Annotated in this window: 23 protein-coding genes; 8 read left to right on the top strand and 15 right to left on the bottom strand. The window is 64.2% G+C overall.

Features of this window, described 5'->3' with window-relative positions; genetic code table 11:
* Positions 1-102 precede the first annotated feature (102 nt).
* Entirely contained in the window at positions 103-1,596 is a 1,494-nt protein-coding gene (locus EN862_RS26235; protein WP_112128115.1) for a PLP-dependent aminotransferase family protein, read from the bottom strand.
* A 319-nt stretch (positions 1,597-1,915) separates the two neighbouring features.
* Here EN862_RS26235 and pgi point away from each other — a divergent pair, with 319 nt between their 5' ends.
* Positions 1,916-3,559, top strand: a complete 1,644-nt coding sequence (gene pgi / locus EN862_RS26230) for a glucose-6-phosphate isomerase (protein WP_127866402.1) — start codon at positions 1,916-1,918, stop codon at positions 3,557-3,559.
* Between the two features lie 5 nt (positions 3,560-3,564).
* A complete protein-coding gene (locus EN862_RS26225; protein ID WP_127866401.1) occupies positions 3,565-4,290 on the top strand; it encodes an HAD family hydrolase in 726 nt (241 codons plus the stop codon).
* On the opposite strand, the gene EN862_RS26220 is transcribed toward EN862_RS26225, so the two are convergent.
* Both EN862_RS26220 and EN862_RS26215 read right to left on the bottom strand, forming a co-directional pair.
* Positions 4,287-4,922 (bottom strand): 50S ribosomal protein L11 methyltransferase, encoded by a 636-nt coding sequence (locus tag EN862_RS26220; protein ID WP_127866823.1) that lies wholly within the window; start codon positions 4,920-4,922, stop codon positions 4,287-4,289. The genes EN862_RS26225 and EN862_RS26220 overlap by 4 nt on opposite strands.
* A gap of 71 nt (positions 4,923-4,993) precedes the next feature.
* Positions 4,994-6,970 carry a long-chain fatty acid--CoA ligase gene (locus EN862_RS26215; protein WP_127866400.1) on the bottom strand — a complete coding sequence of 659 codons (1,977 nt, stop codon included), beginning with the start codon at positions 6,968-6,970 and terminating at the stop codon, positions 4,994-4,996.
* A 449-nt stretch (positions 6,971-7,419) separates the two neighbouring features.
* Between EN862_RS26215 and EN862_RS26210 the strand changes: the two genes are divergently transcribed.
* Genes EN862_RS26210 through EN862_RS26190 form a run of 5 tightly spaced genes read left to right on the top strand, consistent with a single transcriptional unit; the run spans position 7,420 to position 12,660 of the window.
* Complete coding sequence (locus tag EN862_RS26210) at positions 7,420-9,018, top strand: ABC transporter substrate-binding protein (RefSeq protein ID WP_127866399.1); 1,599 nt, start codon at positions 7,420-7,422, stop codon at positions 9,016-9,018.
* A 50-nt stretch (positions 9,019-9,068) separates the two neighbouring features.
* Entirely contained in the window at positions 9,069-10,076 is a 1,008-nt protein-coding gene (locus tag EN862_RS26205; RefSeq protein ID WP_127866398.1) for an ABC transporter permease subunit, read from the top strand.
* A complete protein-coding gene (locus tag EN862_RS26200; RefSeq protein WP_127866397.1) occupies positions 10,077-10,985 on the top strand; it encodes an ABC transporter permease subunit in 909 nt (302 codons plus the stop codon).
* Positions 10,985-11,836: an ABC transporter ATP-binding protein gene (locus tag EN862_RS26195; protein WP_127866822.1), complete on the top strand. Its 852-nt coding sequence runs from the start codon at positions 10,985-10,987 to the stop codon at positions 11,834-11,836. Before EN862_RS26200 ends, EN862_RS26195 begins: the two co-directional genes overlap by 1 nt.
* Positions 11,833-12,660: a dipeptide ABC transporter ATP-binding protein gene (locus tag EN862_RS26190; RefSeq protein WP_127866396.1), complete on the top strand. Its 828-nt coding sequence runs from the start codon at positions 11,833-11,835 to the stop codon at positions 12,658-12,660. Before EN862_RS26195 ends, EN862_RS26190 begins: the two co-directional genes overlap by 4 nt.
* A gap of 89 nt (positions 12,661-12,749) precedes the next feature.
* Here the strand turns inward: EN862_RS26190 and EN862_RS26185 are convergent, their stop codons facing one another.
* The 5 genes from EN862_RS26185 to EN862_RS26165 all read right to left on the bottom strand — a co-directional run bounded on the left by EN862_RS26185 (position 12,750) and on the right by EN862_RS26165 (position 17,923).
* The gene (locus EN862_RS26185; RefSeq protein ID WP_127866395.1) at positions 12,750-14,024 is read right to left on the bottom strand and encodes a cysteine desulfurase-like protein; all 1,275 of its coding nucleotides are present in this window, start codon (positions 14,022-14,024) and stop codon (positions 12,750-12,752) included.
* Between the two features lie 44 nt (positions 14,025-14,068).
* Positions 14,069-14,743, bottom strand: coding sequence for an amino acid ABC transporter permease (locus EN862_RS26180; protein WP_127866394.1), 675 nt, complete (start codon positions 14,741-14,743; stop codon positions 14,069-14,071).
* Positions 14,744-14,903: 160 nt separating this feature from the next.
* Positions 14,904-15,701 carry an ABC transporter substrate-binding protein gene (locus tag EN862_RS26175; protein ID WP_127866393.1) on the bottom strand — a complete coding sequence of 266 codons (798 nt, stop codon included), beginning with the start codon at positions 15,699-15,701 and terminating at the stop codon, positions 14,904-14,906.
* Between the two features lie 89 nt (positions 15,702-15,790).
* Positions 15,791-16,981: a pyridoxal phosphate-dependent aminotransferase gene (locus EN862_RS26170; protein WP_245519710.1), complete on the bottom strand. Its 1,191-nt coding sequence runs from the start codon at positions 16,979-16,981 to the stop codon at positions 15,791-15,793.
* Between the two features lie 180 nt (positions 16,982-17,161).
* Positions 17,162-17,923, bottom strand: coding sequence for an HpcH/HpaI aldolase/citrate lyase family protein (locus EN862_RS26165; protein ID WP_127866391.1), 762 nt, complete (start codon positions 17,921-17,923; stop codon positions 17,162-17,164).
* 121 nt (positions 17,924-18,044) lie between these two features.
* Here EN862_RS26165 and EN862_RS26160 point away from each other — a divergent pair, with 121 nt between their 5' ends.
* Entirely contained in the window at positions 18,045-19,136 is a 1,092-nt protein-coding gene (locus EN862_RS26160; RefSeq protein WP_127866390.1) for an LLM class flavin-dependent oxidoreductase, read from the top strand.
* On the opposite strand, the gene EN862_RS26155 is transcribed toward EN862_RS26160, so the two are convergent.
* From EN862_RS26155 to EN862_RS26120, 7 genes are all read right to left on the bottom strand, one after another.
* Positions 19,137-19,532, bottom strand: a complete 396-nt coding sequence (locus EN862_RS26155; protein WP_127866389.1) for a RidA family protein — start codon at positions 19,530-19,532, stop codon at positions 19,137-19,139.
* A gap of 35 nt (positions 19,533-19,567) precedes the next feature.
* Entirely contained in the window at positions 19,568-20,716 is a 1,149-nt protein-coding gene (locus EN862_RS26150) for an acyl-CoA dehydrogenase family protein (RefSeq protein WP_127866388.1), read from the bottom strand.
* Between the two features lie 210 nt (positions 20,717-20,926).
* The gene (locus EN862_RS26140; protein ID WP_127866386.1) at positions 20,927-21,739 is read right to left on the bottom strand and encodes an enoyl-CoA hydratase family protein; all 813 of its coding nucleotides are present in this window, start codon (positions 21,737-21,739) and stop codon (positions 20,927-20,929) included.
* Positions 21,736-22,200: a MarR family transcriptional regulator gene (locus EN862_RS26135; protein ID WP_127866385.1), complete on the bottom strand. Its 465-nt coding sequence runs from the start codon at positions 22,198-22,200 to the stop codon at positions 21,736-21,738. Before EN862_RS26135 ends, EN862_RS26140 begins: the two co-directional genes overlap by 4 nt.
* Positions 22,194-22,967, bottom strand: a complete 774-nt coding sequence (locus tag EN862_RS26130; protein ID WP_127866384.1) for an SDR family NAD(P)-dependent oxidoreductase — start codon at positions 22,965-22,967, stop codon at positions 22,194-22,196. The genes EN862_RS26135 and EN862_RS26130 overlap by 7 nt, the downstream gene beginning before the upstream one ends.
* Positions 22,964-25,258: a bifunctional salicylyl-CoA 5-hydroxylase/oxidoreductase gene (locus tag EN862_RS26125; RefSeq protein WP_127866383.1), complete on the bottom strand. Its 2,295-nt coding sequence runs from the start codon at positions 25,256-25,258 to the stop codon at positions 22,964-22,966. The genes EN862_RS26130 and EN862_RS26125 overlap by 4 nt, the downstream gene beginning before the upstream one ends.
* 135 nt (positions 25,259-25,393) lie before the next feature.
* Positions 25,394-25,993, bottom strand: a complete 600-nt coding sequence (locus EN862_RS26120; RefSeq protein ID WP_127866382.1) for a VOC family protein — start codon at positions 25,991-25,993, stop codon at positions 25,394-25,396.
* Positions 25,994-26,011 lie beyond the last annotated feature (18 nt).

Genomic DNA, 26,011 nt, shown 5'->3' with positions numbered 1-26,011 from the left:
CAGCGAATCCCGTCGAATATGCCAGACTGCTAAAGCAACGGATGTGTGCCAAAACAAAAAGAGCCGGCGCGGTGCCGGCTCTTTTTTTAAAGTCCATGGCAATCAGGCGGCCGCGGGCCTGCGGCCGGCGGCGGTGGCAAGCTCGCGGATGCCCGGCTCGATATGCTGCAGCGAGATCGAGGAGATGCCCAAGCGCATGAAACGCGAAGGCTTTTCGCTGCGGTCGAAGAACCGGTCGCCAGGTTCTATGATGACGCTGCGCGAAGCCGCGGCTTCGGCCAGGCCGCGGGAATCGGTGCCGCGCGGCCCTTCCAGCCAGAGCGATGTGCCGCCCGCCGAGTCGGTCGAGCGCCATTCTGGCAGGAAAGCGGAAATCGCATGGACCAGCCGCTTGCGCCGCTCGTCGAAGGCGGCGGAAAGCCTGCGCACCAGCGCCTCGTGATGGCCGAGGGACAGGAACAGCGCGACGGCGCGCTGGTTGTTCGCCGGCGGGTGCCTGAGCATGAAGCGGCGCAGCGCGCGAAGCTCGGCGATCAGCCCCGCCGAGGCGACGATGTAGCCGAGCCTCAGCCCCGGAGCCAGCGTCTTCGACATCGAGCCGACATAGATGACGCGGCCAGAGCGGTCGAGGCTCTTCAGCGCCTGCTGCGGCGCCTCGTCGAGCAGCTGGCTGTCATAGCCGTCCTCGATGATGATCTGGTTGTTGCGGTTGGCGCGCGCCAGAAGGTCCTGCCGGCGTTCCGCCGACAGCGGCACCATGGTCGGGCAATGGTGGCTCGGCGTGACGAAGACGAAGCCCGAATCGCTGGGGATCGACGAGGTGACGATGCCTTGCTGGTCGACCGGAACCGGCTGGATATCGGCGCCGGCCAGCCGGAAGATCGAGCGTGCATCCGGATAACCTGGATCCTCCATCGCCACTTTCGAGCCCTTGGTCATCAAGAGCGAGGCGAGCATATAGAGCGCGTTCTGCGCCCCCAGCGTCACGATGATCTCGTCCGGATTGGCGAAGATGCCGCGGCGCGGCAGGAGCCTGGCCTGGATCTGCTCGATCAGCAGCGGGTCGTCGCGATCCACCATGTCGGACGCCCAGTTGCGGATCTCGAGCACCGCCAGCGCCATGCGGTTGCATTCGCGCCATTCGGCGGTCGGGAACAGCGCCGGATCGAACTGGCCGTAGACGAACGGGTAGGAGGACTTGATCCAGTTGTCGTGCTTGGCCGGCGGCGGCATGTCGCTGGCGGCGATCTGGCGGCGCGCCTTCCAGTCGATCTCGTTCTGCTGGTCCGGCGCCTTCTGGTGCGGCTTGGCCGGTGTGGCCAGCACATCCGGATTGACGAAATGGCCGCGCCGTTCGCGCGCCACCAGAAAGCCCTGGTCGACCAGCTGCTGGAAGGCGAGCACCACGGTACCGCGGGCAACTCCAAGTTTTTCCGCGAGAATTCGGCACGACGGCAGCGGCATCGAAGCGGCGATTTGTCGGTCGAGAATGGCCGCGACGATCGCCTGGCGGATCTGCGCCTGGAGGGTTTGGCCGGATTCAGCCGAAATCCGGAAGAGGCCGGACCATATGGCCGTGTCATTGCGCTGTGGCATGGGGAATCTTCCTCGGATGGCCAGCTGTTTTCACTTGGCTGGACCATTGGAGTGTATGGGTGGCACAAGGGGTTGCGCCAATCAATTTTTCTGATCGCTGGGATTTATGCCAGTGATCTATCAGCCGCGTAGGCGGTCCATCTGTCGGTCGATAAAACAATGCTGCAATGCATCATAAAAGCGTGATGCGCTGCGGCAATGCCACGCTTGAATGAAATGAAAATCGGCTCAATAGAATGATGCGAAAATGACGCGACGACACGCGCCGGAAACATCCGGCCTGTTAAGATAAATCTAAAAACCCGCCAGGAGCCCGCCAGTGGACCAGTCATCTTTCAACAAGCAACTTGCCGCCCTGCGTGATCAGCGCGCGGCGGCCAAGGGTGCGATGCGCGAGGCCTTCGCCGCCGATCCCAAGCGCTTCGAGACATTCTCCGCCACCGACGGCGACCTCCTCCTCGACTGGTCGAAATGCGCGGTGGACGCAAATACCATGACGATGCTGGAGAAGCTCGCCGGCGCCGCCGATCTCGCAGGACGCCGCGCCGCGATGTTCGAAGGCAAGAAGATCAACATCACCGAGAACCGCGCCGTTCTGCACACCGCGCTGCGCAACCTGACGGGAAAAAGCGTGATCGTCGACGGCCAGGACACCAAGGCCGATGTGATCGCCGTGCTCGACGCCATGGGCGCTTTCGCCGACGCCATCCGCTCCGGCAAGGCCGCGGGCGCCACCGGCAAGAAGATCACCGACATCGTCAACATCGGCATCGGCGGTTCGGACCTCGGCCCGGCGATGGTGACGCTGGCGCTGGCGCCCTACCATGACGGGCCGCGCGCGCATTACGTCTCCAATGTCGACGGCGCCCATATCCATGACACGCTGAAGGGCCTTTCCGCCGAGACGACCCTGTTCATCGTCGCCTCCAAGACCTTCACCACCGTCGAGACGATGACGAATGCTGAGACTGCGCGCCAATGGGTGGAGAAGGCGCTGGGCAAGCAAGCGATCGGCAAGCATTTCGCCGCCGTCTCGACCGCGCTCGACCTGGTGGCGAAGTTCGGCATCGAACAGGACCGTGTCTTCGGCTTCTGGGACTGGGTCGGCGGCCGCTACTCGGTCTGGAGCGCCATCGGCCTGCCGGTGATGATCGCCGTCGGCCCGCGCAACTTCCGCGCCTTCCTCGACGGCGCGCATGAGATGGACGAGCATTTCCGTACCGCGCCGATGCAAAAGAACCTGCCGGTGCTGCTGGGGCTGATCGGCTGGTGGCACCGGGTCGTCTGCAAATATCCGGCCCGCGCCGTCATCCCCTACGACCAGCGCCTGTCGCGCCTGCCGGCCTATCTGCAGCAGCTCGACATGGAATCGAACGGCAAGAGCGTCACGCTGGACGGCACCGCGGTCGCCACGCCGACCGGCCCGCTGGTCTGGGGCGAACCCGGCACCAACGGCCAGCACGCCTTCTTCCAGCTGCTGCATCAGGGCACCGACTTCATACCGGTCGAATTCCTCGCCGCTGCCGTCGGCCACGAGCCCGAACTGAAGCACCAGCACGACCTTCTGCTAGCCAATGTCTTGGCGCAGTCGGAGGCCTTGATGAAGGGTCGCACGCTGGAAGAGGCGCGCGCGCAGATGCTGGCCAAGGGCATGAAGCCGGCCGATGTCGACCGCATCGCGCCGCACCGCGTCTTCTCGGGCAACCGCCCCTCTCTGACCATTCTTTACAGGAAACTCGATCCGCGCACGCTGGGGCGGCTTATCGCACTTTATGAACATCGCGTCTTCGTCGAGGGCACGCTGTTCAACATCAATTCCTTCGACCAATGGGGGGTCGAGCTCGGCAAGGAACTGGCGACGGGCCTGCTGCCTGTCGTTGAGGGCAAGGAGACTGCCGCAAACCGCGACGCCTCGACTGCCGGTCTGGTGGGACACATCCACCAATTGCGCGGTGCGGAGTAACAGGATTGGCAGACATCAAGGGAATTCTCTTCGACAAGGACGGCACGCTTGTCGATTTCAACGCAACCTGGCTCGGCATCGCCGACTTCATGGCCATGGACGCTGCCGAGGGCGACCGCTGGAAGGCCGACAGGCTGCTCGCCGCCGCCGGCTTCGACTTCGCCACCAAGCGCTTCAAGCCCGATTCGATCTTTGCGTCCGGCTCGAACATGGATGTCGTCGAGCTCTGGTTCCCGCGCCTGTCTAACGAGGATCAGCTGCTCGCCGTTTCCCGCTTCAACGAGATCACCTCGGTGCAGGGCTCCTCGATGGCGGTGGCGCTTCCCGGCGTTATCGATTCGCTGCGGGCGCTGCACAACCGATCCTACCGCATGGGCGTCGCCACCAATGACTCCACCAGCGGCGCCGAGAAGACGCTCGCCACGCTCGGTGTCGCGCAGCTCTTCGACGCCGCCTTCGGCTATGATGCGGTGGCCAACCCGAAGCCAGCGCCGGACACCGTCATTGCCTTCTGCGATCTGACCGGGCTGAGACCCGGCGAGATCGCCATGGTCGGCGACAACCGCCACGACCTCGAAATGGCGCGCGCCGGCGGCTGCGGCCTGGCGGTGGGCGTCCTTTCCGGCACCGGCACGCGCGACTCGCTGGCGCCGATGGCCGATGTCATCCTGGACTCGGTCGCCGACTTGCCGGATTTTCTTGCCGCGCGGGTGAACGTGCCGGCCGGCTAACCGGGTTCGGCCACAAGCGCGAACACCGCGCTCGGCTTCGGCTCGCCGCCGCCGTTTCCGCCGACGTCTGGCACCTGGTATTCGCCGAGCAGGCAGAGCCGCGACCTCGGCAGCCATGCGCGGCCGGGATCGCCGACCAGCACATCGATGCCGGCGGCCAGGCAGCGGTCGAGGAAAGGCATCATCCGCTGTCCCACATCCTGCGCGTAAAAGACATCGCCCGCGAGCACCAGCTCGACCGCTGGCGGCGGACCGTCTGTGACATCCCCCTCGAATATCTGGATGGCGACGCCATTGGCTTGCGCGTTGAGGCCCAGCGCCACGATCCCGTTGCGGTCGACCTCCGCCGCGATCACAGCGCGCGCTCCGGCTCTCGCCGCCGCGATACCGACCAGCCCCGAGCCGGCGCCGAGATCGAGCACGCGTTTGCCGGCCACGATCGACGGACGGTCCAGCACATAACGGGCCAGCACCGCGCCGCCGGCCCAGGCATAGGCCCAGTAGGGCGGTTGTGGCTCAGGCCGGGTCTCGTCGCTGTCATCGTCCGGTTCGAGCAGCCGCCGCAGGCCGCTGCCGGGATGCGCCAGATAAAGCCGGACCTCCGGCAGCGCGGGTACCGGCGCCAGCCGCATGTTCGCCTTGATGAACTCCGCCGGATCGAGCGCTTTCGCCGGCTCCCGCCTTAGGCTGGCCTTGCTATCGCTCAAGCCTGGTCCCGCAGCGCGCGACGCAGGATCTTGCCGACCGGCGTCTTCGGCAGTTCGGTGCGGAACTCGATGTATCTCGGCCGCTTGTAGCCGGTCAGGTTCTCGCGGCAATAAGCCATCAGCGCCTCGACGGTGAGCGCCGGATCCTTCCTGACCACGAACAATTTAGGCACTTCGCCGGAATGCTCGTCCGGCACGCCGACCGCTGCCGCTTCCATCACGCCGGGGTGATGCGCCACCACTTCTTCCAGTTCGTTGGGATAGACGTTGAAGCCGGAGACCAGGATCATGTCCTTCTTGCGGTCGACGATCTTGGTGTAGCCGCGCTCGTCCATGAAGCCCATGTCGCCGGATTTGAAGAAGCCGTCCTTGGTCATCACCTTGGCGGTCTCGTCGGGCCGGTTCCAGTAGCCGGCCATCACCTGCGGGCCGCGGATGCAGATCTCGCCCACCTCGCCGAGCGGCACGTTGTTGCCGTCGTCGTCGCGGATGGCGATCTCGGTCGAGGGCAGCGGCAGCCCGATCGTGCCGGTGAAGTCGCTGGAGCTGAACTTGTTGGCGGTGGCCACCGGCGATGTTTCGGAAAGCCCGTAGCCTTCGCTGACCGGGCAGCCGGTCAGCGCCTTCCAGCGTTCGGCGACGCCCTTCTGCACCGCCATGCCGCCGCCCAGCGTCAGGATCAGCGGCTTGAAGTCCAGCTTGCGAAAATCCTCATTGTTGAGCAGCGCGTTGAACAGCGTGTTGAGGCCGGGGAAGATGTGCATCGGGTATTTCGCCAGTTCCTTGACGAAGCCCGGAATGTCGCGCGGGTTGGGGACCAGCACGTTCTGCGCGCCCTGCTGCATGCCCATCAGCGCGTTCACCGTCAGCGCGAAGATATGATAGAGCGGCAGCGCGCAGATGAAGTTGAGATGCGCCGGCTTGGGCTTCACCGCATAGGCGTCCTCCACCCACAGCGAATTCTGCGCCACGTTCGAAAGCACGTTGCGATGCAGCAGCACAGCGCCCTTCGAGACGCCGGTGGTTCCCCCCGTATATTGCAGGAAGGCGATGTCGTCGCTGGAGACCGTCGGCGGCTTGAAGGCGATGGTCGCGCCGGTCTTGAGCACGGCGTTGAACTTGACATGGCCGGGCAGCGACCATGCCGGCACCATCTTCTTCACCCGCCGCACGACGAGGTTGACGATGGCGCCCTTGAGGCCGCCGAGCATGTCGCCCATCGACGCGACGATGACATGCTTGACCGGCGTCCTGGCGATGACCGCCTGCAGCGTGCCGGCGAAGTTCTCGAGGATGACGATCGCCTGCGCACCGGAATCCTTCAACTGGTGTTCCAGTTCGCGCGGCGTGTAGAGCGGGTTGATATTCACCACCGTGTAGCCGGCGCGAAGCACCGCCATCATCGCCACCGGATACTGCAGCACATTCGGCATCATGAGCGCCACGCGCGCGCCCTTCTCCAGGCCTCTCGCCTGCAGATAGGCGCCGAACGCGGCCGACAGCCGCTCGAGCTCGGCGTAGGTGATCGACTTGCCCATGCACACGAAGGCCGGCCGCCCGGCGAATTGCTTGCAGGCGCCGACCAGGAACTCGCCGATGGACTTGTAGGGCAGGGCGCCGATCTCGGCCGGCATGTTCTTCGGATAGCTTTTCAGCCACGGTTTTTCCGGCAGGCCGGCCGTGAGTTCGGTGATCGCCTTCGGCAAGCCCTTCGAGGCAGGCTTGGCGGCGGCCGGCTTCGCGGCAGCTGCTTTCGTGGCTGCCGGCTTGTCAACTTTCGCGGCTGCGGCCTTGGTCTTTGCGGCTGCGGGTTTGGCGGCGGCAGGCTTTGCTGCTGCTTTGGCGGGCGCTGCCTTGGCGGCCGTCTTCGGCTTCGATGCGGCGGCAGACTTGGCAGCCTTGGGCGTATTGCTTTCCGCGGCGGCCTTATCTCTTTTTTTCGCCGGGGCTGTCGTCTTGGCTGCTTTTGCCACCTGTCTCTCCCTGTCGCGTTCGATCTGGGCGCCCGCTTCCGCAAGAAGCGTCCTCCACGCCGGTCCGGATTTTCCGGGAAATCCCGCCCACCATCTATGTATTGCCTCTATCCGCGACCGTGCAAGCCTTGCCCCAGCGGCAATGCGAGGAAAGATTTGCCGTCGAATCCAGCTCTCCACGGCCTTCCTGGAAGGCAGGCGGACCTCCAGCACCGCCGCCTCACGGGCTCGTTTCCCGAGACAGCCGATCAATAAAAAAATCCCGTTGTTAATAATGTTGTGAGGAGAAAATAATGCTCATTCTTTCTATTCCCGGAGCATAATCCGGATTCTTTTCCTGCTTCCCGTGGGGTACGCATACGAGGTGTTCCAAAGGCGAAGAAACGGTGCTTATATGCGCCCTTCGCGAGCCTGATAGAGGGGCTTGAGAGAACATCAGGGAGTGCTCAATGAAAAAGACAATGACTTTTGCAGCCGCGTTGCTGGCTGCAAGCGTCCTCGGCGGCGTGGCCAGTGCCAAGACGCTCGTTTATTGCTCGGAAGCGTCGCCGGCCAATTTCGATCCGGGTACCACGACCGGCGGCAACGACTTCGACGCGTCCTCGCGCACCGTCTATTCGCGACTGGTCGAATTCAAGCATGGCGGCACCGAAGTCGAGCCGGGTCTTGCCGACAAGTGGGAAATTTCCGACGATGGCCTGGTCTACACTTTCCACCTGCATCCGGGTGTGAAGTTCCAGACCACCGACTATTTCAAGCCGACGCGCGACCTCAACGCCGATGACGTCGTCTTCTCCTTCGATCGCCAGTTCAACAAGGAGAATCCTTGGAACGGCGACAAGTATCTGCCGAACCTCACCTGGGACTACTACACCGGCATGGACATGCCGAAATATGTCGCCAAGTGGGAGAAGGTCGACGACCTCACCGTCAAGCTGACGCTGACCGAGCCGAATGCGCCGATGCTGGCCAATCTCGGCATGGATTTCGCCTCGATCGTGTCGAAGGAATATGCCGACCAGCTGCAGAAGGACGGCAAGATGGCCGACTTCTCGACCAAGCCGATCGGCACCGGTCCGTTCCAGTTCGTCGACTACCAGCTGGATTCGGTCATCCGCTACGCGGCCAACCCGGACTACTTCAAGGGCAAGGAAAAGATCGACGATCTCGTCTTCGCCATCACGCCTGACGCCACCGCCCGCATCCAGAAGGTGCTGGCTGGCGAATGCGACGTTGCGCCCTATCCGAACCCGGCCGACATCGGCACCATCAAGGCCAACAAGGACGTGACCTTGATGGATCAGGCCGGCCTGAACATCGGCTATATGAGCTACAACACCACGATCCCGCCGCTCGACAAGCCGGAGGTGCGCCATGCGCTCAACCAGGCGATCGACCGGGAAGCGCTGATCAAGTCGCTGTTCCAGGATGCCGGCGCCACGCCCGCCGAGAACCTGATCCCGCCGACCATGTGGTCGTGGAACAAGGATGTGAAGACCGACGCCTACAATCCGGATGAGGCCAAGAAGGTACTCGAGGCTGCCGGGCTGAAGGAAATCCAGCTCTGGGCTTCCGACCGCGTCCGCCCGTATAACCCGAACTTCCAGCGCGCCGCGGAGCTGATCCAGGCCGACTGGGCCAAGGTCGGCGTCAAGGCGGAAATCGTCAACTACGAGTGGACCAAGTATCGCGCCGAAGGCAAGAAGAAGGACCGTCCCGGCGCCTTCCAGATCGGCTGGACCGGCGACAATGGCGATCCGGACAATTTCTTCGCCACCCTGTTCGCCTGCTCGGCCATCGGCGTCTCGAACTACTCCAGCTGGTGCGACAAGGACTTCGAGGACCTGATCCAGAAGGCCAAGAAGACCAGCGACCAGGCCGAGCGCACCAAGCTCTACGAGCAGGCGCAGGTGATCTTCGCCAAGCAGGCTCCGGCTTTCCTGCTCGCCCACAGCCAGGTTTACGCGGTTGTTCGTAACAATGTCAGCGGCTTCAAGATGGACCCGCTCGGCATTCATCGCTTCGACGGCGTTGACAAGGCCGAATAATATTGCGAACGGGGCGGCGCAACTTTGGCGCCGCCCCCTTCAATTCGACGATGCTCCGATATCTTCTCAACAAAATCGCCCTCCTGATCCCGACCCTCGTCGGCATCACCATCTGCGCCTTCGCCTTCGTCCGGCTGCTGCCCGGCGATCCGATCCTGGCCATGGCCGGCGAGCATGGCGTCGCCCCCGCCCGCTACGAAGAGCTCAAGCAACAGTTCGGCTTCGATCTGCCGATCTGGGAGCAGTACGCGCGCTATGTCGGTGAGGTCGCCACCGGCGATTTCGGCGTCTCCATTTCGTCCAAGCGCCCGGTGCTCGAGGAGTTCAAGACGCTCTTCCCGGCGACGCTGGAACTATCCTTCTTCGCCATGATCTTCGCCATGGTGCTCGGCATTCCGGCCGGCATCTTCGCCGCCGTCAAGCGTGGCTCGTGGTTCGACCAGTCGCTGATGGGCACCGCCCTCGTCGGCTATTCCATGCCGATCTTCTGGTGGGGCCTGCTGCTGATCATCTTTTTCTCCGGTTATCTTGGCTGGACACCAGTCAACGGCCGCATCGACTTGCAGTACTTCTTCAAGCCGATCACCGGCTTCATGACCATCGACACTTTGATTTACGGCAAGTGGGCTGCATTCCGCTCGGTATTGCGCCATCTGGTGCTGCCGACGATTGTGCTCGGCACCATTCCGCTTGCTGTGATAGCGCGCCAGACGCGCTCGGCCATGCTCGAGGTGCTGAGCGAGGACTATGTACGGACTGCCCGCGCCAAAGGCCTCTCGTCGGCCCGGGTTATCGGTGTGCATGCGCTGCGCAATGCACTCATCCCGGTGGTCACCACTATCGGCCTGCAGGTTAGTACGCTGCTCGCCGGCGCCATCCTTACCGAAACGATCTTCTCGTGGCCCGGCATCGGCAGGTGGATGGTCGAATCCATATCCAAGCGCGACTATGTCGTCGTGCAGTCAGGTCTGCTTTTGATCGCGCTGATCGTCATGGCGGTGAACCTCATCGTCGATGTGCTCTATGCCGTCATCAACCCACGCATCAGGGCGGCGTAAATGAGCCAGACCGAAATCGCCCCAATGGCCGCCGGCAGCCCGGATCGCCTCACCGGCCTCAAGACCTTCTGGCACTATTTCTCGGTGAACCGCGGCGCGGTCATCGGCCTGTTTGTCTTCATCCTTTTGGTGCTGGCCGCGCTGTTCGCGCCGCTGCTCGCGCCCTATGCGCCCGACATCCAGGACAAGACCGCGTTCCTGCGGCCGCCGGCATGGCAGGAGGGCGGCTCGACGCAATATCTGCTCGGCACCGATCCTGTCGGCCGCGACATCCTCTCGCGCCTGCTCTACGGCGCGCGCTTCTCGCTGCTCATCGGCGCGGTCGTCGTCACGCTGGCGCTCACCGGCGGCATTACGCTCGGCCTGCTCGCGGGCTATTTCCGCGGCTGGGTCGACGTCGCGATCATGCGCGTCATGGACCTGATCCTGGCCTTCCCGTCGCTGCTGCTGGCACTGGTTCTGGTCACCATCCTCGGCCCCGGCTTGTTCAACGCCATGCTGGCGATCGCGCTGGTGCTGCAGCCGCATTTCGCCCGCCTGGTGCGCGCCGCCGTCATGGCCGAGAAAAGCCGCGAATATGTCGTTGCGGCGAAGGTCGCCGGCGCTGGCCATCTCAGGCTGATGCTCGGCACCATCCTGCCCAACTGCCTGGCGCCGCTGATCGTCCAGGGCACGCTGTCCTTCTCCAATGCCATCCTCGAAGCGGCCGCGCTCGGCTTCCTCGGCCTCGGCGCCCAGCCGCCGACGCCGGAATGGGGCACGATGCTCGCCTCGGCGCGCGAGTTCATCCTGCGCGCCTGGTGGGTGGTCACCTTCCCGGGTCTCGCCATCCTCATCACCGTGCTTGCCATCAACCTGGTCGGCGACGGCCTGCGCGATGCGCTCGATCCCAAGCTCAGGAGGTCATGATGGCGCTGCTCGACATCCAGAACCTCGTCGTCGAATTCCAGACCGCGTCCGGCCCGTTCCGCGCCGTCGACGGCGTCTCGCTCCATGTCGACGAGCGCGAGGTGCTCGCCATCGTCGGCGAATCCGGCTCCGGCAAATCGGTGTCGATGCTGGCCGTGATGGGGCTCCTGCCATGGACAGCCTCCGTCACCGCCGATCGCATGACCTTCAACGGCCGCGACCTGTTGAAGATCAGCCCGGCCGACCGCCGCAAGATCATCGGCAAGGACATCGCCATGATCTTCCAGGAGCCGATCGCCAGCCTCAATCCCTGCTTCACCGTCGGCTTCCAGATCGAGGAAGTGCTGCGCTTCCACATGGGCATGGACAAGGCCCAGCGCCGGGCGCGCGCCATCGAGCTTTTCAAACAGGTCGGCATCCCCGATCCGGCCGACCGGCTCAACTCCTTCCCGCACCAGATGTCGGGCGGCCAGTGCCAGCGCGTCATGATCGCGATGGCGATCGCCTGCAATCCGAAGCTTCTCATCGCCGACGAGCCGACCACTGCGCTCGACGTCACCATCCAGAAGCAGATCCTCGATCTGCTCGTCTCGCTGCAGGCCAAATACGGCATGGGCCTGATCATGATCACCCATAATATGGGCGTGGTGGCCGAGACCGCCGACCGCGTCATCGTCCAGTACAAGGGCCGCAAGATGGAAGAGGCCGACGTGCTGTCGCTCTTTGAATCGCCGAAGAGCAACTACACGCGCGCGCTGCTTTCGGCGCTGCCGGAAAACGCCGTGGGCGACCGGCTGCCGACCGTGACCGACATGCTGTTCGAGGCCGCACCCTCCGGAGCCGGCGCATGACCAAGGTCGTCGAGGGCAAGGACATCAAGCGCGACTACCATGTCGGCGGCGGCCTGTTCCGCGGCGCGCGTACCGTGCATGCGGTGAAGGGCGTTTCCTTCAGCGTCGAGAAGGGCAAGACGCTGGCGATCGTCGGCGAGTCCGGCTGCGGCAAGTCCACGCTCGCTCGCATCATCACGCTGATCGATCCGGCCACCTCCGGCGAGCTCTTCATCGATGGCAACAAGGTCGATATCGCCAGGGACGGACTCACCAAGGAAATGCGCCGCAAGGTGCAGATCGTCTTTCAGAACCCTTATGGCTCGCTCAACCCGCGCCAGAAGATCGGCGACGTGCTCGGCGAGCCGCTCTTGATCAACACCGACAAGCCGGCCGAGGAACGGCGCGACCTGGCGATGAAGATGCTGAAGAAGGTCGGCCTGGGACCTGAGCATTACAACCGCTATCCGCACATGTTCTCGGGCGGCCAGCGCCAGCGCATCGCCATCGCCCGCGCGCTGATGCTGAACCCGAGCCTGCTGGTGCTGGACGAGCCGGTCTCGGCGCTTGATCTTTCGGTGCAGGCCCAAGTGCTCAACCTGCTCGCCGATCTGCAGGACGAGTTCCAGCTGACCTATGTCTTCATCAGCCACGACCTCTCGGTGGTCCGCTACATCGCGGACGACGTGATGGTGATGTATTTCGGCGAGGCCGTCGAATACGGCCCGCGTGACGAGGTCTTCTCCAACCCCAAGCACGCCTACACCAAGACGCTGTTCGCCGCGACGCCGCGCGCCGACATCGCGAGCATCAAGGCGAGATTGGCGAAGAAGAAGGCGGCCTGACCGGGAACGTCGCGCGCCCACCTCCCCCTTGTGGGGAGGTCGGACCGAAGGTCCGGGTGGGGGTAAGCGCCGGACTTACCGCAACTTCACTACGACAGCTTGGCAACAATAGCCCGCAGCGCCTCGCCGAATTTGTGCACTTCCTCGACCGTGTTGTAATGCACCAGCGAGGCACGGATCGCGCCGCTGTCCATCGACAGGTTGAGCCGCTTCATCAGCCGCGGCGCATACATGTGGCCGTCGCGGATGCCGATCTGCATCGCCGCCATCTCCTCGACGATCCGTTGCGGCGACAGCTTGCCGATGTTGAAGCAGAAGGTCGGCACGCGCTCGTTGATGCGCGCCTGGTCGGCGACGCCGTAGATCGTGGCGCCGCAATCCTTGAGAACCTTCATCATCTCGCGCGCCAGCATCAGCTCGTAGTCGCGGATGGCGTTCATGCCGGCGACGATGTTGTCGCGGCGCGAGCGGTTGTTCTCGGGCAGCAAGTTGCGCCCGATCGATTCCAGGTAGCGCACTGCCGCGTCCATCCCCGACACATTCTCGTAGATGAAGGTGCCCGCCTCGACCTTGTAGGGCGGTTCGTCCGGAATGAAATCCTCACGGAAGGTCGGCAGCCGCTTCAGCGTGTCGAAGCGGCCCCAAAGGAACCCCATATGCGGCGAGAAATTCTTGTAGCCGGAGCAGACGAGGTAGTCGCAATCCCAGGCCTGCACGTCCATCAGCCCGTGCGGTCCGTAATGCACGCAATCGAGGAACACTTCGGCGCCTGCCGCATGCGCGATCCTGGCCACCGAAGCGACATCGACGATCGAGCCGATCGAATGCGCCGTCACCGTGCAGGCGACGAGGCGCGTGCGCTCCGAGACCAGCGGCTTGAGATCGTCGACATGCAGATTTCCATCCTCGCGCATGCGCCACCATTTGAACCTGGCGCCGGCCGGCTCCAGCGCCAGCCAGGTGGCTATGTTGGCATCGTGGTCCATGTCGGTGACGATGATCTCGTCGCGTTCTGAAAGCATCTGGCCGATGCCGAGGCTGACCAGGCGGATGAACGAGGTGGCGTTCATGCCGAAGCAGATTTCGGACGGGCTGTAGGCGTTGATCAGGAGCGCCACGCTCTCGCGCGCTGTCGCGACCGATTGGTCGACGGTGACGCTGCGCCCATAGCGGCCGCCGCGCTGCACATTGTGCGCCACCAGATGGTTGGTCACCGCATCGAGCACGCTTTGCGGGATCTGCGCGCCCGCGGCATTGTCCATGAAGATGAAATCACCGGCCCGCTGCAAGGCGGGAAACATGGCGCGGATCTTTTCGACCGGGAACGCGGCGGCGTTGGTGTTGTCGGTGTGGTGCTTGTTCACGGGGTACGCTCCTGCGAGGGACGGGGGATGGGTATCGATGGCGTTCAGCGCGCTTTCTCGTCCTTGAAGCGGCGCTCGAGCAGGCTGACGACGCGGACCATCGGCCAGAGGAAGATGAGGTAGACGAGCGCGGCGCCGATCAGCGGCGAGGGGCTGGCGTAGAGCGATTGCGCGTTGGTCGCTTCCTTCAGAAGTTCCGGCAGCGCCACCGTCGAGGCAAGCGAGGTATCCTTGAACATCGAGACGCAGTTGCTGGTCATCGGCGGGATGACGACGCGGATCGCCTGCGGCAGCACCACTTTGCGCAAGGTGAGCATGAAAGGCAGGCCGAGCGCCTGCGCCGCCTCGAACTGGCCCTTGGGAATGCTTTCGATGCCGGAGCGGAACACCTCGGCCGAATAGGCCGACATGATGATGGCGAATGCGGTCACGGCCGACGCCCATGACGACAGGCGGATGCCTAGGAAGGGCAGCGCGTAGTAGATCAGGATCAGCACCACCAGCACCGGCAGGGCGCGGAAGATGTCGGTGTAGCCGATGGCGAGCCACCGCAGCGGCTTTGGTGCGTAGAGCCGCACCAGGCTGATCGCCAGCCCCACCGCGATGCCGATGACGATGCTCATGATCCCGAGCAGCAGCGTGTTGAGGAAGCCGCGCAGCAGCGCCGGCAAACTCGACGCAATGACCTCGGGATTGAAGAAAGTGTCGATCAGCGACATGGGAGCGTTCCCGGACCGTGTTGCGTCATGCGACGCCCTGACAGGACCCGGACTATCGAAATCGGATTGGCCGAAAGCGTGGTGGTCCGGGGACGTCACGCGTCAAACAAGACGTGCCGGCCTTTGGAGCCGGCACGTCGCTCGTTTTGCCGGTGGCCGCTCAGGCCTTGGGCAGCGGCATTTCCTTGACCGTGGAGGAATCTGCCGGCGCGTCGCTGCCGAACCACTTCTTGTGGATCGTGGCCAGCGTCCCGTCCTTCTTCATCGCCGTCAGCGCGTCGTTGAGCTTGCCGAGCAGCGGATGATCCTTGCTCATCATCAAGCCGTACTGCTCGCCGGTCTTGATGCGTTCCTTGACGACGAGGTCCTTCATCTTCTGGAACGAGTACTGCATGCCGGGGATGTCGCTGACCGCGGCATCGACGCGGCCGGCGCTGAGATCGAGCAGCAGGTTCTGCTGCGTGTCGTAACCCTTCACATCGCTGAAGCCGTCGGCGGCCTGATGGTCCTTGACCCAGGTCTCGCCGGTCGAGCCGGAGAGAACGCCGACAACCTTGCCCTTGAGGTCGGCTTCCTTCCTGATCGCGCTGTCGGTCTTGGTGGCGATGCCCATGTCGGAGTCATAGTAGGGCTGGCTGAAGGAAAGCGTTTTCAACCGCTCCGGTGTGATGGTGATCGAGGAGATCGCGACATCGATGCGGTTGGAACTGACAGCCGCGAACAGCGCCTGGAAACCGAGATCGGCGATATCGGTGGTCATGCCGATACGCTTGGCCGCTTCGTTGACGATGTCGACCTCGAAACCCTCGAAAGTGCCGCTCTCGTTCTTGTATTCGAAGGGCGGATTGGTCGGGTAGGCGCCGACATTGAGCACATCGGCGGCATAGGCGGTGGCGGGGCCGGCGGCGATGCCGATGGCGGCGGCCAGAACAAACAGGTTGCGACGCGTAAAGCTCATTTGATTTTCCCTCTGGGTCTTCCCTCTGATGTCGATCGGGCGGGGCTCGCCCCGCACGGTTTGTTGCCGTCCCGCCTCCCAGCGGGGCGTCAATTCATGGCGGCGACCATGCGCTCGAGCGCGGTCGCTATCTGGTCGCGGTCCCGGCAGACACACATGCGCAGGAATGGCGTTGCCGCGCTGCCGAAGAGATGACCGGGCGCCAGTCCGACGCGCGCCGTCTCCAGGATTTTTGCACAAGCCTGCCTTGCATCGCTTTCGCCTTCCAGAGCGAAGAACGCATACATGCCGCCGCGCGGTTTGGTCGGCAGAATGACGCCCGGGATCTGCGCCAGCCGGTCATAGGCGAGGTCGAGGCCGGTCCTGATCCTCTGCCTGATGTCTTCGACAAGCGGCTCGCCCTGGCGGATCGCCGCCACGGCGCCGGCTTGGATCGGCGCGGCCGTGCCGCTGTTGATATATTGCGTCATGGCGCCGAGCTGGTCGGCCACGCCCGATGGATGCGTCAGCCAGCCTATGCGCCAACCGGTCATCGCCCAGGCTTTCGAAAAACTGTTGACCGACAGCACCCGGTCGCCGTCCTCGGCGATCTGCAGGATCGAGGGCGCGACATCGCCGTCGAAATAGAGCCGGCCATAGACCTCGTCGGAAATGATCCAGATGCCGGTGCGCCGGCTGAAATCGAGCAGCGCCTGCATCTCCTCGCGCGACGCGGTCCAGCCGGTCGGGTTTGACGGCGTCGACAGGAAGATGGCGCGGGTGCGCGCGTCGCAAGTGGCGAACAGCCGATCGAGATCGAGCCGCCAGTCATCCTTGAAGTCGAGCGAGAACGGCCGCGGCTCGCCGCCGATCAGGTGAATGGCGTTGTGGATGTTGGGCCATTGCGGCGCGACATAGACGACATTGGTGCCGGTATCGACCAGCAGTTCCAGCGCAAGATACAGCGCCTGCATGCCGCCCGGCGTTACCGTGGTGCGTGCGATGGGAATGGAGCGGCCATGGATGCGCGTCTGGTATTCCGACAGCGCTTCATTCAGCGGGCCATGCCCGCGCATGTTGGGCACGTAGAAGGTCAGGCCTTCGTCGAAGGCCGCCTTTGCCGCGTCGCGGATGAAGGCCGGCGTCACCACGTCGCCTTCGCCGTACCAGAGCGCGATGACATCGCCGAGCTCCCGCGCGCGGACCGCGAGGTTGGCAATGTTTTCCGTGTGCAGGTCGCGAATCTGGGCGCGCACGCCATCGAAAGCATAGCGCGCGCTGGACGACGACTGGGGCAGCACAAACGACAAGGACTGAAATCCCTCCCACCCGGACGGCGACGGACTGACCGGAAAGCCCTCCGCCACGGCAGTCAGCAAGGATGCTATCCAAAGTGCCGCGCTTTTCAAGGAAAAAGTTTTAAGCTTAAAAAGTCTCGGCTCGTCTGTTGCCTCGCCGATACGCCTCTATTCGTGTACGTTTTAGGCCAACTCACCGCGCGCCGCGGTGCAGTTGGCCGCGGCGCCGGCGCCAAGAAACATCGTGTCGCTGGCCAGCACAAAGAAACTGGCGCCGACAGCGGCCCAGCGGCTGACGGTCTGCGGGCTGGCGCAGAATATGCCGGCGGTCCTGCCGTGCCGAACCGTCGCGCGGATGATCGTCCCGATGGCTTCGGACAGCCTGTCCGCGCCTGCCGGGCCGATCGCGTCGATCGATACCGAAAGATCGCCGGGGCCGACGAAGATCAGGTCGACACCGTCGACGGCCGCGATTGCCTCGATGTTGGCGAGACCTTCCGCTGTCTCGACCTGGACCGCGACGACGATCCGCTCATTGGCGGCGGCCAGATATTCGGGAATGCGATAGCCATATCCGGCGGCCCGTCCCGGACCGACGCCGCGTTCGCCGAGGGGCGGATAGCGCGAGGCCTTGACGGCCATCGCTGCCTGCTCTGCGGTCGAGACACGCGGCACCAGCACGCCCTGCGCGCCGCTGTCCAGCGCCGCTTGAATGGCTTCCGGCGCATGGCCTGGAACGCGCACCATGGCCGGCACGCGATGCACGTCGGCCGCCCGCACCATCGCCTCGATCGTCTCGCGGGAGATCTGCGCGTGTTCCCAGTCGATGCACAGGAAATCGAGCCCGGATTGCGCCAACACCTCGACAGCGACCGGATGCGGAATGGCGGCGAAGGAGCCGATCACGTTCGTCTTGCCGATGCATTTCTGGCGGAATTCGCTCATGCCGATCCCCTTTCATGTTGCCCAATCCATATCCGCAAACGACGACGAGGCGAAGCTATTTCAGGCTTGAAATATTTTCACGCCGGCCTAGCGTGGGGCGTCCCGTCCAAGAGTTTCCAAGATGATCAAAGCGCATCCCCTGCATGGCCCGAACAGCCTGAAGCTTGGCGTCTTCTCGACCAACGCGGATGGCGGGCTTGCCATCACCGATGTGCCGGAGCGCTGGACGGCAAGCTGGCAGGACAATCTGACGGCGGCCCAGATCGCCGACCGCGCCGGGCTCGAATTCATGCTGCCGATCGCGCGCTGGCGCGGCTTCGGCGGCCGCAACAAGGTGCGCGAATTCTCCTTCGAGACCTTTACCTGGGCGGCAGCCCTTGCCGCGTCGACCGAACAGATCGGCCTCTTCATGACCGTGCACGTGCCGCTGGTTCATCCGCTCTACGCCGCCAAGGCGCTGGCGACGGTCGACCATACCAGCAAGGGCCGCGCGGGGCTCAACATCGTCTGCGGTTGGAACCCGAAGGAATTCGGCATGTTCGGCACGCCGCTGGTCGAGAAGGGTTATGACCAGGCCGCCGAATGGATCGAGATCCTGGAGCGGCTTTACGCGTCGAGCGAGCCGCTCGATTATGAGGGCGCCTACTATCGCCTGAAGGAGGCGGTGAGCCGGCCGGCCAGTCTGCAACTGCCGCGTCCCGTGACCATGAACGCCGCCTTCGGCGGCCCGGGCCGCGATTTCGCCGCCGCCCGATGCGACTACCTGTTCACGACCTTTTCGGAAATGGCCGATGCCGGCAAGCATGTCGCCGATATCGGCGAACGCGCCGCGAAGGCGGGCCGCAACGTCGGCGTCTATACAGTTGCGCATGTCGTCTGCCGCCCGACGATGGAAGAGGCGCAAGCCTATTACACGCGCTATGCCGTCACGATGGCTGACCACGAAGCGGTCGATGCCCACATGGCCGGCAAGAAGGAATTCTCGCAGTCGCATGACCCGCATGCCTATGACCGCTACCGCCAACGCTTCGCCGGCGGCGCCGGCACCTATCCACTGGTTGGAACGCCGGAAACCATTGCCGCCGATATGGCGGCAATCGCTTCGCACGGCTATCAGGGCATTGCGCTGTCCTTCGTCAATTACACGCAGGAGCTGCCTTATTTCTGCGACCACGTTCTGCCGCTGCTGAAGCAGGCCGGGCTGCGTCGGTAGTCAGTCAGGAATAACCGCCGTCGCCTGGATCTCGACCTTGGCGCGGTCCTCGACCAGCGCCACCACCTGCATGGCCGCCATCGCCGGAAAGTGCCGGCCGATAACGGCGCGATAGGCCTCGCCGATGCCTTTGAGGTTGCCGACATATTCGGCCTTGTCGGTGAAATACCAGGTCATCGAGGTGATGTGCTTCGGCTCGCCGCCGGCTTCGGCCAGCACGGCGACGACATTGGCGAGCGTCTGGCGCACCTGGCCGACGAAGTCGTCGGTCTCGAATCTGCTCTCGGCGTTCCAGCCGACCTGACCGCCGATAAAGACAAGCCGGCCACGCGCGGCCACGCCATTGGCATAGCCGATCGGCTTGGCCCAGCCCTCCGGCTGCAGAATGGTGTGCATGTCTCCCCCTACTTCAGATGCGGTTGGCAAAGGTTTCACGTCGCGCCCATGACCTGCCTGGCGATCACCACCTTCTGCACGTCGGAGGCGCCCTCATAGATGCGCAGCGCCCTTATTTCACGATAGAGGCTCTCGACGATATGGCCCTTGCGCACGCCGTCGCCGCCATGCAGTTGCACCGCCTTGTCGATCACTTCCTGCGCCTTGTCGGTGGCGAACAGCTTCGCCATGGCCGCTTCGCGCGTCACCCGCGCGGCGCCCATGTCCTTGGTCCAGGCGGCGCGGTAGATGAGGAGCGCGGCGGCGTCGACATCGAGCGCCATGTCGGCGATGTGGCCTTGCACCATCTGCAGCTCCGCCATCGGCGCGCCGAACAATTTGCGCTCCGCAGCTCTGCTGACGCTCTCGTCCAGCGCGCGCCGCGCGAAACCGAGCGCCGCCGCGCCAACAGTCGAGCGGAACACGTCGAGCACCGACATGGCGATGCGGAAACCGTCGCCGGGCTTGCCGATCAGCGCCGAAGCGGGGATGCGGACATTGTCGAAGGACAGCCGCGCCAGCGGGTGAGGGGCAATGACCTCGAGCCGCTCGGCGATGCCGAAGCCGTTCGTGTCGGCCGGCACCAAGAAGGCGGAAATCCCCTTGGCCCCCGGCGCCTCGCCGGTGCGGGCGAACACGACATAGAGGTCGGCGATACCGCCATTGGAAATCCAGGTCTTTTCGCCCGACAGCAGATAGTCGTCGCCGTCGCGGACAGCCGTCATCTCCATATTGGCGACGTCCGACCCCGAGCGCGGCTCCGACAGCGCAAAGGCGGAAATCGCCTCGCCCGCCCGCGTCTTAGCAAGCCAGCGCTGCTGCTCCGGCGTGCCGAATAGCGAGATCGCGCCGGTGCCAAGCCCCTGCATGGCGAAGGCGAAATCGGCGAGGCCGTCGTGGCGGGCCAGCGTCTCGCGCGTGATGCACAGCGTGCGTACGTCGAGGGGCGCGGGGCTGGCCGGGTCGAGCGCCGTCGGCTTCAGCCAGCCATCGCGGCCGAGCTTCGCCACGAGTTCGCGGCAGGCGGCGTCGACATCGTGGTGATCGACGGGGAGGTTTTTCGCGCACCAGGCGTCGAGGCGTTCGGCGAGTTCGCGGTGGCGGTCCTCGAAGAAGGGCCAGTTGAGGAAGGAGCGGTCAGGCATGGAGAAAGTCTCCTGCGTCGCGTTCCTTCACACCCCCCTCTGTCCTGCCGGACATCTCCCCCGCAAGGGGGGAGATTGGCCGTTGCATCGGCGGCGCACTTCCCGCCACGTTGATGATTGGCGAAAGCGGTCGCGACATCTGATCTCCCCCCTTGCGCGGGAGATGGCCGGCAGGCCAGAGGGGGGTGCCTGGGCGAAAACCGATCATATTTAGTTCCCCTCGAACACCGGCTTTTCCTTGGCGACGAACGCCTTGTACGCCCGTTCGAAATCGCCGGTCTGCATGCAAATCGCCTGCGCTTGCGCTTCCGCTTCGATCGCCTGGTCGAGGCCCATCGACCATTCCTGGTTGAGCTGCGTCTTGGTGATGCCATGCGCGAAGGTCGGGCCTGAAACGATCCGCGCCGCCATGTCGAGCGCGTCGGCTTCGAGCGCCGCCGCATCGACCAGCCGGTTGTAGAAACCCCAGCGCTCGCCCTCGGCCGCGCTCATGGTTTGGCCGGTATAGAGCAGCTCGGCGGCGCGGCCCTGGCCGATGATGCGCGGCAGGATCGCGCAGGCGCCCATGTCGCAGCCGGCGAGGCCGACGCGGGTGAACAGGAACGCGGTTTTCGCTTCCGGTGTCGCGATACGGATGTCCGAGGCCATGGCGATGATCGCGCCGGCGCCGACCGCCACGCCATCGACGGCGGAAATAATCGGCTTGCCGCAGTTCAGCATCGCCTTGACGAAATCGCCGGTCATGCGCGTGAAGGCGAGCAGCTGCTTCATGTCCATCTTGACCAGTGGTCCGATGATGTCGTGGACATCGCCGCCAGAGCAGAAATTGCCGCCATTGGGCAGGAACGCGACGGCGTCGACATCGTCGGCATAGACGAGGTCGCGGAACGTGTCGCGCAGCTCGGCATAGCTGTCGAAGGTCAGCGGGTTCTTGCGCTCCGGCCGGTCGAGCCGGACTTTCGCGACCCGGCCTTCGACCTCCCAGAGAAAATGCTTCGGCTTGAGGCTGGCCATGGCGCTCATTCGCGTCCCTCCCAATTGCTGCGGAACGATTTCAGCATGCCGGCGAGCCGCCGCGCTTCGTCGTCGCTGACACCGCCGAGCAGCTCGCCGACCCAGCCCTCATGCACGGCCGCGATCGTCGCGAAAGACTTGGCGCCTTCCTCGGTCAGCCGCACCATCGAGGTGCGGCGGTCGCCGTTGCGGCGCGCGCGCGTCACCAGCCCTTCCGAAACCAGCCGGTCGACGATGCCGGTGACGTTGCCGTTCGACACCAGAAGAAAGCGCGACAGGTCGCTCATCAGCATCCCTTCCGGCACGCGATAGAGCGCCGCCATCACGTCGAAGCGCGGCAGCGTCGTGTCGAATTCCTTCTTCAGCCGCTCGCGCAGCTCCGCCTCGATGGTGCGCGAGGCGCGCAGCAGCCTGATCCAGAGCCTCAGCCTCTCCTTGCCCGGCCCGGTGGATGTCGGTCCCGCTACCATGTCTCGCCTCCGGAGATGGAGATTGCCTGTCCGGTGATCGATCGCGCCGCATCGCTGCACAGCCACAGCACCGCGTCTGCGACCTCGTCCGGCTGGATGAAACGTCCTTGCGGGTTCACGGCCGACAGGCTCTGCCTTGCTTCTTCTACTGAACGCCCAGTCTTTTCGACGATGCGTCGGACGGAGTCCTCTAGCATGTCGGTTTCGACGAAGCCTGGGCAGACGGCGTTGACCGTCACGCCCGACTTTGCCGTCTCGGCAGCCAGAGCCCGCATCAGTCCGACCACACCATGCTTGGCGGCGACATAGGGCGCGACATAGGCATAGCCCTTCAAACCAGCGGTCGAGGCGACGAAGACAATGCGGCCTGCATTCCGCGCGAGCATGCCCGCCAGCGCCGGCTTCACCGTCAGGAAGGCGCCGGTGAGGTTGACGTCGAGCGTGCGTTGCCAGTCGGCCAAAGACGTCTTGTGCGCCGGCGCGCTGCCGGCCATGCCGGCATTGGCGACGACGATGTCGAGCGGTCCGCGCGCCGCCTCGGCTTGTTGATAAAGGGCAGCCATCGACGCCTCATCGGTGACGTCGGCGGCAATGCCGAGGATGCGGTCGCTTGCGCGGGCCACCTTGGCAAGCTCCGCCTCGCGCCGCCCGCAGATGGTGACATTCACGCCGGCTTCCGCCAGCGCCAGCGCGATGGCCTTGCCGACGCCGGAGCCGCCACCGGTGACCAGCGCATGCTTGCCGGCAACTGCCTTTTCGGCGCTCATACTTTCAGCCCCGCGGCTGCTTCGCGCTCTGCCAGCCGGTAGATCTGGTCGCGTCCCGGCAGATAGGGATCCGGCCATTTGACGCCGCGGTCGCCGAGTGTCACCGCCGCATGCAACGTCCAGTAGGGGTCGGCAAGATGCGGCCTCGCCAGCGCCACGAGGTCGGCGCGGCCGGCCATCAGGATCGAGTTGGCATGGTCAGGCTCATAGATGTTGCCGACCGCCATCGTCGCCATGCCGACCTCGTTGCGGATGCGGTCGGAGAACGGCGTCTGGAACATGCGGCCATAGACCGGCTTGGCGGCGATCGAGGTCTGTCCGGCCGAGACGTCGCAGAGGTCGACGCCGGCCTCGCGCAGCAGTCTGGCGATCTCGACCGCATCGGCCGGCGTGACACCTTCGATGCCGACCCAGTCATTGGCCGAGATGCGCATCGAGATCGGCTTTTCGGCCGGCCACACCGCGCGGACCGCGTGGAAAATCTCCAGCGGATAGCGCATGCGGTTTTCCAGCGAGCCGCCATACTCGTCGGTGCGCCGATTGGTCAGCGGCGTGATGAAGGCCGACAGCAGATAGCCATGCGCGGCATGGATCTCCAGCATGTCGAAGCCGCAGCGCTCGGCCATCTGAGCCGAAGCGACGAACTGGTCGCGGACCATGTCCATGTCGGCGCGGTCCATCGCCTTCGGCACCTGGTTCTGCGCCGACCATGCCACGGCCGACGGCGCCATCACCGGCCAGTTGCCGTCCGGCAACGGCACATCCGTTCCCTCCCAGCCGACGCGGGTCGAACCCTTGGCGCCGGAATGGCCGATCTGCGCGCAGATTTTTGCTTCCGTCTCGGCATGGACGAAATCGACCAGCCGCTTCCAGGCGACTTCGTGTTCGGGTTTGTAGAAGCCAGGGCATCCGGGCGTGATGCGCCCTTCCGGGCTGACGCAGGTCATCTCGATATAGAGCAGCCCCGCGCCGCCCTTGGCGCGCTCGGCATAGTGGGAAAAATGCCAGTCTGTCGGGCAGCCGTCGACCGCCTTGTACTGCGCCATCGGCGAGACGACGATGCGGTTGGCTAAAGTCATGTCGCGCAGCTTGAACGGCGCGAACATCGGCGCGCGGCGCAACATGTTGCCGCCAGCGCCGGCCTTGCGCTGGAACCACTCCTCGGCGCCGGCCAGCCATTCGGCATCGCGCAGACGCAGGTTCTCATGGCTGATGCGCTGCGAGCGGGTGAGGAGCGAATAGTTGAACTGAACTGGATCAAGTCCGAGATATCGTTCGACTTCTTCGAACCATTCGAGCGAGTTGCGCGCCGCCGATTGCAGCTTCAGCACCTCGGTGCGCCGCGCATCCTCATATTTGCGGAAGGCCGCCTCGAGATCGGATTCGGACTCGACATAGTCGGCCAGCGCCACCGCACTTTCCAGCGCCAGCTTGGTGCCGGAGCCGATCGAGAAATGCGCCGATGCCGCCGCATCGCCCATCAGCGCCAGGTTTTTGTAGGACCAGCGCTCGCACAGCACGCGCGGGAAGTTGATCCAGGCCGAACCGCGAATGTGATTGGCGTTGGTCATCAGCGCATGGCCGCCAAGGTGCTTGGCGAAGATGCGTTCGCAGACCGCGATCGATTCCTGCTGCGTCATCTGGCCGAAGCCGAAGGCGTTCCAGGTCTGCTCGCTGCATTCGACAATGAAGGTCGCGGTCTCGCTGTCGAACTGGTAGGCATGCGCCCACACCCAGCCATGCTCCGTCTTCTCGAAGATGAAGGTGAAGGCGTCGTCGAATTTCTGCGTCGTGCCGAGCCACACGAACTTGCATTTGCGGGTGTCGATGTCCGGCTTGAACACATCGGCAAAGGTGGCGCGGGATTTCGAGTTGAGCCCATCCGAAGCAACCACCAGGTCATGCGTTTCCATGAAGGGTCGCGGATCGGAAATCTCGGTCTCGAACTGCAGCTTGATGCCGAGCTCGCGGGCGCGGCGCTGCAAGAGGATCAGCAGCCGCTTGCGGCCGATGCCGCAGAAGCCATGGCCGGAAGACACGGTGCGCACGCCGTCATGAATGACCGCGATGTCGTCCCAATAGGCAAAATGCTTCTTGATCCAGACCGCGCTGACCGGATCGTTTTTCGTCAGATTATCCAGCGTCTCCGCCGACAGCACCACGCCCCAGCCGAACGTATCGTCCGGGCGGTTGCGCTCATAGACCGTCACCTCATGCGCGGCGTCGCGCAGCTTCAGCGAGATGGCAAAGTAGAGGCCGGCTGGTCCGCCGCCGAGAACCGCAACCTTCATGTCTTGCGATCTCCTCTTCGCTCAGGAGTCGCCGGCAAAGCCGGCGATCTCCAACGGTCAGTATCGCGCCCAAGGGAAATTATTTCAAGCTTAAAGTTTTATAATTGAACGATGGTTTGGCGCGGACGGTTGAGGTCATTTGGTCGGATCCTTCGGGCTCCACAACACGGTCTCCGCACCCTTCTCATAAGCCATGCCTTGCGGGTAGCTGATCGCCTCGAGCTGCAAGCCCCAGGGCGCCTGGAAATAGAGGATAGTCTGGCCGGCCGCGGGTCCTTCCTTCACCGGCAGCGGTCCCAGCCTAGTCTTCACGCCCTTGGCGTCCAGATAAGCCTTCGCCGCGGCGACGTCGTCGACATAGAAGGCAATATGGAAGCCGCCGATATCGCTGTTCTTCGGCGTTAGATCCTTCTGGTCGGGCGCGGTGTATTTGAACAGCTCGATGTTGGAACCGTTGCCGCAGCGGACTAGCGTGATCTCCTGGATCACCGCCTTCGGATCGACGCCGAGCAGGTCCTGCATGAAGGTGCCTTTGTCGTCGGCGAACGGGCCGAACGACATCGCCTTCTTGCAGCCGACGACGTTGGTGAAGAAATCGATGGCCTGCTTCATGTCGGGCACGGTGATGCCGGTATGGTCGTGCCCGCGCATGCCGGGGATCGAATCCGCCGATGCCGCTCCCATTGCGCCGAACAAGGAGGTCGCGAGGACCGCCGCCTGGATTGCGTATTTCATGTCACCCTCCGTTGGCGG

Source organism: Mesorhizobium sp. M2E.F.Ca.ET.219.01.1.1, assembly GCF_004016445.2.
Classification (GTDB): Bacteria; Pseudomonadota; Alphaproteobacteria; order Rhizobiales; family Rhizobiaceae; genus Mesorhizobium.
Note: the sequence above shows the minus strand (reverse complement) of the source record. Positions and strands in the feature narration are given on the sequence as shown.